The 7,709-nt window shown below is 26.5% G+C and carries 9 protein-coding genes, 1 tRNA gene and 2 rRNA genes; 7 read left to right on the top strand and 5 right to left on the bottom strand.

Annotated features, from left to right (window positions below; genetic code table 11):
- The 3 genes from ACQY5W_RS11965 to ACQY5W_RS11955 form a co-directional block, all read left to right on the top strand.
- A 23S ribosomal RNA gene (locus ACQY5W_RS11965) occupies positions 1–80 on the top strand; the annotation flags it as partial.
- A 225-nt stretch (positions 81–305) separates the two neighbouring features.
- Positions 306–421: ribosomal RNA gene (gene rrf, locus ACQY5W_RS11960) — 5S ribosomal RNA — on the top strand.
- Between the two features lie 185 nt (positions 422–606).
- A tRNA-Thr gene (locus tag ACQY5W_RS11955) sits at positions 607–682 on the top strand.
- A 23-nt stretch (positions 683–705) separates the two neighbouring features.
- Here the strand turns inward: ACQY5W_RS11955 and ACQY5W_RS11950 are convergent.
- From ACQY5W_RS11950 to ACQY5W_RS11930, 5 genes are read right to left on the bottom strand one after another with little or no spacing between them, the layout of a single operon-like run.
- Positions 706–1,776, bottom strand: a complete 1,071-nt coding sequence (locus ACQY5W_RS11950) for a class I SAM-dependent methyltransferase (RefSeq protein ID WP_428025204.1) — start codon at positions 1,774–1,776, stop codon at positions 706–708.
- 22 nt (positions 1,777–1,798) lie between these two features.
- On the bottom strand, positions 1,799–2,152 hold the full coding sequence (locus ACQY5W_RS11945) for a hypothetical protein (RefSeq protein WP_428025203.1): 354 nt from the start codon (positions 2,150–2,152) through the stop codon (positions 1,799–1,801).
- A complete protein-coding gene (locus ACQY5W_RS11940; RefSeq protein ID WP_428025202.1) occupies positions 2,149–2,790 on the bottom strand; it encodes a beta-ketoacyl synthase chain length factor in 642 nt (213 codons plus the stop codon). Before ACQY5W_RS11940 ends, ACQY5W_RS11945 begins: the two co-directional genes overlap by 4 nt.
- Positions 2,787–3,902 carry a beta-ketoacyl-[acyl-carrier-protein] synthase family protein gene (locus ACQY5W_RS11935; protein WP_428025201.1) on the bottom strand — a complete coding sequence of 372 codons (1,116 nt, stop codon included), beginning with the start codon at positions 3,900–3,902 and terminating at the stop codon, positions 2,787–2,789. Before ACQY5W_RS11935 ends, ACQY5W_RS11940 begins: the two co-directional genes overlap by 4 nt.
- Positions 3,889–4,143 (bottom strand): phosphopantetheine-binding protein, encoded by a 255-nt coding sequence (locus tag ACQY5W_RS11930; protein ID WP_428025200.1) that lies wholly within the window; start codon positions 4,141–4,143, stop codon positions 3,889–3,891. Before ACQY5W_RS11930 ends, ACQY5W_RS11935 begins: the two co-directional genes overlap by 14 nt.
- Before the next feature lie 144 nt (positions 4,144–4,287).
- Here ACQY5W_RS11930 and ACQY5W_RS11925 point away from each other — a divergent pair, with 144 nt between their 5' ends.
- The 4 genes from ACQY5W_RS11925 to ACQY5W_RS11910 are packed head-to-tail and all read left to right on the top strand — an operon-like array spanning position 4,288 to position 7,676.
- Positions 4,288–4,593 (top strand): 3-hydroxyacyl-ACP dehydratase, encoded by a 306-nt coding sequence (locus tag ACQY5W_RS11925; RefSeq protein WP_428025199.1) that lies wholly within the window; start codon positions 4,288–4,290, stop codon positions 4,591–4,593.
- Positions 4,586–5,296 (top strand): glycosyltransferase family 2 protein, encoded by a 711-nt coding sequence (locus ACQY5W_RS11920; RefSeq protein ID WP_428025198.1) that lies wholly within the window; start codon positions 4,586–4,588, stop codon positions 5,294–5,296. Before ACQY5W_RS11925 ends, ACQY5W_RS11920 begins: the two co-directional genes overlap by 8 nt.
- Before the next feature lie 52 nt (positions 5,297–5,348).
- Positions 5,349–6,155: a lysophospholipid acyltransferase family protein gene (locus ACQY5W_RS11915; RefSeq protein ID WP_428025197.1), complete on the top strand. Its 807-nt coding sequence runs from the start codon at positions 5,349–5,351 to the stop codon at positions 6,153–6,155.
- On the top strand, positions 6,156–7,676 hold the full coding sequence (locus ACQY5W_RS11910; protein WP_428025196.1) for an HAL/PAL/TAL family ammonia-lyase: 1,521 nt from the start codon (positions 6,156–6,158) through the stop codon (positions 7,674–7,676).
- Positions 7,677–7,709: the final 33 nt, after the last annotated feature.

Here is a 7,709-nt window from a genome sequence, read left to right as displayed (position 1 = left end):
TAGCTGGTTGATAGGCTGGATGTGTAAGTGAAGTAATTCATTTAGCTGACCAGTACTAATAGATCGTTTGGCTTATTTTATATATTTCTTGGTTTACTATCTTATTAAGTACATACTTAATAATGAATAAGTAATAATGAATAGTGAATAATTTACTGTTTGTTTGAACTTATTCTTGTGTGAAAGACTTTAACATTAATTTCTATCTCAAGATAGAAGTTGAGTAATAAGAACGAATGTGAATAAACATTATTCATTATTAGTTATTCATTGTAATAAAAACTTCGTTTTTATTACTCAACTTTGTTGGTGATTATAGAGAAGTGGAAATACCCAGCTCCATTCCGAACCTGGAAGTCAAGCACTTCATCGCTGATAATACTGCAGGGTCCCCTTGTGGAAACGTAAGTCGTCGCCAACTCTTGAGTTTTTATTTAAGCTTAGTTCTATTTAGACATCTGTCTTTTTAGCACTGAGCTTTTTTTTTAGCCCATTTTTATATATTATCTGAGTATAATTATTATTTATAGTTGAATATGTAATATTCTGCTTGTATCAGAATCTCATCATTATTCATTTTTCACTATTACTTATTCATTATAACTAGCTCGCATAGCTCCAATGGTAGAGCAGTCCCATGGTAAGGGAAAGGTTGTAGGTTCAACTCCTACTGTGAGCACCACTTATTTTTCGAATTGGCGTAATTTATTTTGATTTTTTACATCTAAGTAAAGTTTGGCATAATCCTATGTTATCAATAATTTCTATGATTTCTAAACCAGATAATTCTATAAGTTTTTTAAAGTCTGTAAATTTAAACATTTTACTATAACCATTTGCCATTGCAGTAAAATATGGTGATGTATTAATTACACAAAATGCAGCTGTTTCATTATTTTGTCTATCCCAAAAAGGCTCCATTATACAAACTTCACTACTATTGTCAATAGTTTGAGTAATCTTTTTTAAAATATCTATAATTTGTTTTTCTTTAAAACAATCTAAAAATTGACTCATCCAAATAATATCAAAGCCTTTTGGAATAGTTGTATCTGTTAATAATATATTAGCTTCATATGTAGAAATATTTGTTAAGTTCTGTTCATAAATATTTTGTTTTGCAAGTTTTATTTGTTGTGGTAAATCCATTATTGTGATTGATATATTTGGATTTTCTTTAGCAAATAATGAAGCAAACTTACCAGTATTTCCACCTATATCTAAGATTGAATTTGGATTTAGATTTTTTAGTATTTCTATTGCTTTTGGAAAACCAGAATCAGAATATAAATGATCAAATTCGAACCAAGATTCTTTTGCTTTTTTTGGTAAAGTTGATAATGCAGGATAAATTGTTTCCCAATCTCCAAAAACTTTTAATCCTTCTGCTTTTTCATTTTTTATGGATTCTTCTAAATAAAATAATCCTAAATAATTAACATGGTGATTATAGTTCATATTAATATTTGTCATTTTATCACTATTAATAAAAAAACCAATTTTTGTTAAAAATATTTTTTCATCTTTTATTGATATAACATTTGCACTTAATGCAGTTTCGCATAGTAGTTGAATAGCATATATTGATAAATTACTTATTTTTGATAATTCATTAAATGTTAGTCCATCTTTATTTTTTGATAAAATTTCTAGTATTTTTAGGTCTCTCATAGTTCTTACAACTTGGAAGATTATTGGAGCAAAAGCAATTTTTTGAGCTTCATATTGGGCTTCTAGTGCATTAAGATTATCATTATTTTGGAAAAAATTCCCCATATTTATAGTATTCCTTTGTTTTTTAATTTTCTAAAGCTATTGTAAGCTCACCTTGAGCAAATAGTTGGTTATCATTTAGTAATTTAAAGCTAAATTCTGTCATAGAACCAAAAGTAAATGATTTTTCAAGTTCGATTAAATACTCATTTTGTGTTAATTCTTGTAGTTGTTCAATATTTTTTAAAGATATTAAAAATCCAATTTTAATATCTTCTTTTGTAGGAGAAAATGCAATAGTTGCTTGTGCACTGGCTTCACAAATCATAGAAAGAGTTGGTAAAAATGGAAAGCTACAAGAAATTATTGCTTTATTATCTTTTTGTTTGATTATATTTTTTACAAATTTAATAGGTTTTTGATGTGGCAAATTAATCATAATTTTATTTCAACTATATTTTTACTATTTTGGTTATAAAGCTTTGCAATACTTAAAAGTTCATTTACTGATTTTGGGAAACCTTTATTTTCAATTTCTTTAAAATCAATTGTTGCTTTTTCATCTGATATTTTTACTTTTAGTGCAACAGCAACTTCTAGATAATCAATGCAATTATTAGTTTGCTCAATATTTTCAATATTGATAGTTTCAGTACAAATTAATAATATTTCATCTTTATCTAATGCTTTTATAGCACCAGCTTTCAGTAGATTTAGTGAAGTATTGTTACCTGAAGATATAGTTAAAATCTCATTTTTATTATTTGATAAAATTGATGAATAAGAAACTGCTGTATTATAAACAGAGTTTTGAAAATCAGTCGGTGAAACCATATCTTTATTTAAAATAGCATTTAAAATATTTGCTGTGGATTTTAATTCTCCCCATGCAGTGCCATATAAAATTCTTCCAGTTGAAAAATTTATTTTATGCATTAATTCAATTACTAATTTTGAAGCTTGTGTAAGTCTTCTTCTAAAAACCATTTTAGGAACTAATTCTTTTGTATTTAGTTGAGTTATAGTTTTTTCATCGTACAAGTATGCAGCATCTAATATTTCTAAATTTATTTTCATTTTACTAATCCAAATATTAAAGAAGTATTATTACCACCAAATGCAAATGAGTTACTTAAAACATAAGAAACTTCTTTTTGCTCTAATTTAAAACTATAGTTAATATTTTCAATTTCTATATTTTCTAAGCCTTTATTAGGTGGTACAAGTTGTTTTTGTAAAATCATACATGAAATAATAGCTTCTAAAGCTCCAGCTGCTCCTAGAGTATGACCTGTAATTGATTTAGTTGAAGAGACGCTTGGAGTGTCATTTTCAAATAAAGATTTTATAGCAGTTAATTCTGACAAATCATTTGCTTGTGTACCTGTTCCATGAGCATTTATATATCCAATATCATAAGGAGATATTTTGGCATCAGTTATGGCAGTTTGCATTGCACTTTTTGCACCTAAGCCTTCGGGATGTGGTTGTGTCATATGATGGGCATCTGAACTATAACCAACACCACATAACTCAATGCTATTTGCAGTTGTTTCATCTTGTAAAAGTAAAATTGCTATTGCCTCAGAAACATTCATACCTTCCCTGTTTTTATCAAAAGGTGTACAAGGTTTTGAAGATAAAACACTTAGTGCAGAAAATCCACAAACTGTAGTATATGATAAAGAATCAATTCCAACAACTAAGACATTATTATAAATATTTTTTGAAATAACTTCTTTTGCATAACCTAAAGCGTTAGCACTTGATGTGCAAGCTGTGGAAAATGAGATATCATCATAAAAAGTAAAATTCTCTTTTAAAATAGTTGCTATTGCATCTACTGGGTGATAAATAGGATTAATATTCTTGTAATTTTTATCTTTAAAAAATATTTTTTCTGTATTATTCATACCTCCAACAGAAGAGCCAATAACTAATAAAGTATTTTCAAAACTATCTAAATTTGATTTTTCTAATACTTTTTTACATTTATTTATTAACAAATCTGTAAAAGATTCTACACTATTAATTTTGCCAATTGCTATTGTTTTTTCTTTAATAAAAGAATTATCTAAAGTAATTGTCTCTTTTTTCTCACAAATTGATTTAAATAACTCTTCTGAATCATTTCCAGCACAAGAAATTGATTCAAAATTATTTATATAGGCCTTTTTATTTGTTTTCATTAATATAGTTTAATAAATTATTTACTGAAGCAAAAATTGTGTTGTAGTCTCCTGTATTTTGAATTTTAACACCATATTTTTTTTCTATTATTAAAACTAATTCAATTGAATCAACAGAATCTAATCCTAAACCTTCTTCTCCAAAAAGTGGTGAATCATTTTCTATATCTTCCACTGAAATATCTTCTAAATTTAAACCATCTATTAGTGTTTGTTTAAATTCCTCAATTGTAATCGACATATTTTTTATTTCCTTGTAGTGATTATGTAAGGAATTATATAATCTCACTGCTTACAAGATAGTTAGTTATAAAAATAAAAAAATTATTTAGTTACTATTTAGTAAAAACAGTGTAAAATTCCTTAAATTTAAAGAAAGTAATTAATGGGTTTTTTATCAAATCTTTATGAAATAGTTCAACTTGATGGTTTTGATTGTAAAATAATGTTTTCGACATCAAAACATCCTATATTTAAAGCTCACTTCCCTACAAATCCAATTTTACCAGGATTTATTCAAATAGATATTTGTGAAGAAATATTTAATTTAAAAATAAATAAAATAAAAAAAGCTAAATTTTTAAATATTATTAAACCTGAAGATATTATAGACATAAATTTGAATATCTCAAAAAAAAAGATAGTTTTATTAAAAGAGACAACAAAAATGAGTGAGATAATTTATGAATAAATTTGTAGTAGTTATTCCTACATATAATAATTTTAACACAATACAAGCTGTTGTAGATGATGTTTTAAAAAACAATTATGAAGTTATAGTTGTAGATGATGGTTCTTCTAATGCACTTGAAAATATCTTAAATAAAAATTCTAAACTAACAATATTAAGACACAATACTAATCAAGGAAAAGGTTCAGCTATAACAACTGGTGTAAAAAAAGCTAAAGAATTGGGCTTTACACACGTAGTTAGTATGGATGGAGATGGACAACATTTAGCGAGTCAAGTAAAGTATTTAATTAATTCTTGTCAAGGAGATGAAATAATAATTGGTGCAAGAAATTTTGATATTTCCAATGTACCAAATGGTTCTAAATTTGGAAGATGGTTTAGTAATTTTTGGGCTTGTTGGGATACTGGTTACAAAATAACTGATTCATTATCAGGTTTTAGAATATATCCTATTTCAATCTTATGCTTAGCTATTAAGACTAACAGATTTGATTGGGAGATGGAAGTTATAGTAAGACATGCTGATGCAGGTAAAGTTATTAAAGAAGTAATAATAGAGTGTTATTATCCAAATGCTTGGGAAAGAGTAAGCCATTTTAGAAAATTTTGGGATACTATGGCAATCGTTTGGGTACATGTCCAAATATTACCAAAAAAATGGTCAAAATCACTATTTAAATTTATAACGTTACAAAAATAATATGCAAACAAAACAAAGAGGTAGTGGATGGAGTATTCAGTTAGTATTTAATATGTATAAAATATTTGGTTATAACTTTATATACTATCTTATGTACCCTGTTACTTTTTTTTATTTTATATTTGCGTCAAATGTTAAAGAATCATTAAAAATTTATTATGAAACATTAGGTCTAAAATTTACTAATTTGATTTATTTTGAACATTTAAGAATGTTTGCTATATGTATGGTGGATAGATTCATTTCTAAAGTTTCACCTAGTGATTATAAATATATATATGATGATAAAGAAGAATTAACTGATATTTTAAATTCTGGAAAAATATTACTTTTATCTCATTATGGAGGTTGGGCAACAGCATCAAATACTCCACATATAAAAAATAAAATAAATATTGTGATGAAAGAAGTTTTGTTAAATAGTATTAAAAATATTGAAAATTCTATAGAAAACAAGAACTATAAAGTTAATATAATTGATTTAAATGAAGGAGGAGTTTCTTCCTCTATTAAAATTGCAAATGCTCTTTTATCTGATGAAATTGTTGCCATGATGGGTGATAGATCAAATGAAAAGAAATATAATGAAAAAGTAAAGTTTTTTGATAAATATGCAGGTTTTAATAAAAATCCATTTCAAATTGCTTATAAATTAAAAAAACCAATAGTGATATTTTTTGTTTCAAATATTGCAAAACAGACCTATGAGGTAAAATATTTTAACATAGAGTTAAATTTTAATTTAAAAGAGAAAGAGGCAATTGATATTGCTATAAAAGAGTATGTTAAATTGTTTGAAGATATTTTATTGAAATATCCAAATCAATGGTTTAATTTTTATAATTTTTGGGGAGAATAAATGCAGTTACAAATTGATAAAAGGTATATAACATTAGATGAAATTACAAAAGCTTCTAATATTGAAATTTCAAATAATAAAGAGTTTCTTGATTATATAAATCATACACATGATTTCTTAATGAATGAGATAAAAGATGGAAAACCAATTTATGGAATCACTACAGGATATGGTGCAAGTGGTAAAAACTATGTAACATATGAAGATAGTAAAACTTTGCAAAAAAATCTTTTTAGATTTCACGGTTGTGGTATTGGAGTAAATTTATCTCACAAAGTTTGTAGATATGCTGTAATTATGAGAACAATTTCTTTAAGTAAAGCAAGATCGGGTGTTAGTGTTGACCTTCTAAAAAGATTGGAACTTTTAATTAAAGAAGATATTATTCCAGTTATTCCTTCTCAAGGTTCAGTAGGCGCAAGTGGTGATTTAACTCCTTTATCATATATAGCAGCAGTAATAGCAGGAGAGAGAGAAGTTTATTATAAAGGTGAAATTAAAGATGTAATGGAAGTTTATGATGAATTAAATATTACTCCTTATGAATTTAAGCCAAAAGAAGCATTAGCAATAATGAATGGTACAACTATTATGAGTGCTATTGCATTAGCTGCAATTGAAGAGTTTGAAATAATATTAAATTCTATGGAATCATATGTTGCAGGAATGTTTGAAGTTCTTTTGGGTGATGACACTCCTGTTAGTGATTTTGTGCATGAATCAAAGCCTTTTAGTGGGCAAATAGAAACTGCCAAAAATATAAAAAATAAAATACAAGGTTCAAAATTAACTCATGGTAGAGATGATAGATATGATAAGTTTTTTGCTGACAATGATTTAAACATACAAGATACTTACTCTATGAGGTGTGCACCACAGGTTTTAGGTGTAATTAGAGACAATTTGATTATTTCTAAGAATTGGGTTGAAACAGAGATAAATTCTGTAAATGATAATCCATTGATTGATGGTGAAAACAAAAAAATCTACACATCTGGTAATTTTTATGGTGGGTATGTAGCTCATGCTATGGATACCTTAAAAATCTGTGCTGCAAATCTTGCGGATTTACTTGATAAAGAGTTTGCTCTTTTAGTTGATCATAAATTTAATAGAGGTTTAGGAGAAAATCTAAAACTTTCACATGAACCATTTTATCATGGCTTTAAGGCTATGCAAATTAGTCTTAGTTCACTAAGTGCAGATGTTATAAAAAACACAACAGCTGCTTCAATTCACTCAAGACCAACAGAATCACTAAATCAAGATAAAGTCTCTATGGGAACAACAGCTGCAAATGATTTTGCAAAAATGATTCCTGATTTATATAATATGCTTTCAATTGCTTTTATTGGTATGGCTCAAGCTGTTGATATTAGAGGTGAGAATGAAGTTTCTCCACATCTAAAAAATATCCATGATGAGATAAGAAATATAGTTAAACCACTTTACGAAGATAGAAGAATGGATAATGATATAAAGGTTGTTAAAAAATTATTAATTAATAAAAAGTTCATATAATATGGCTATAATATTAATTATTTTTTAAGGAGA

The organism is Arcobacter sp. (genome assembly GCF_050300555.1).
Classification (GTDB): domain Bacteria; phylum Campylobacterota; class Campylobacteria; order Campylobacterales; family Arcobacteraceae; genus Arcobacter.
The sequence above is the reverse complement of the archived record's forward strand: the minus strand, read 5'-3'. Positions and strand labels throughout refer to the sequence as shown.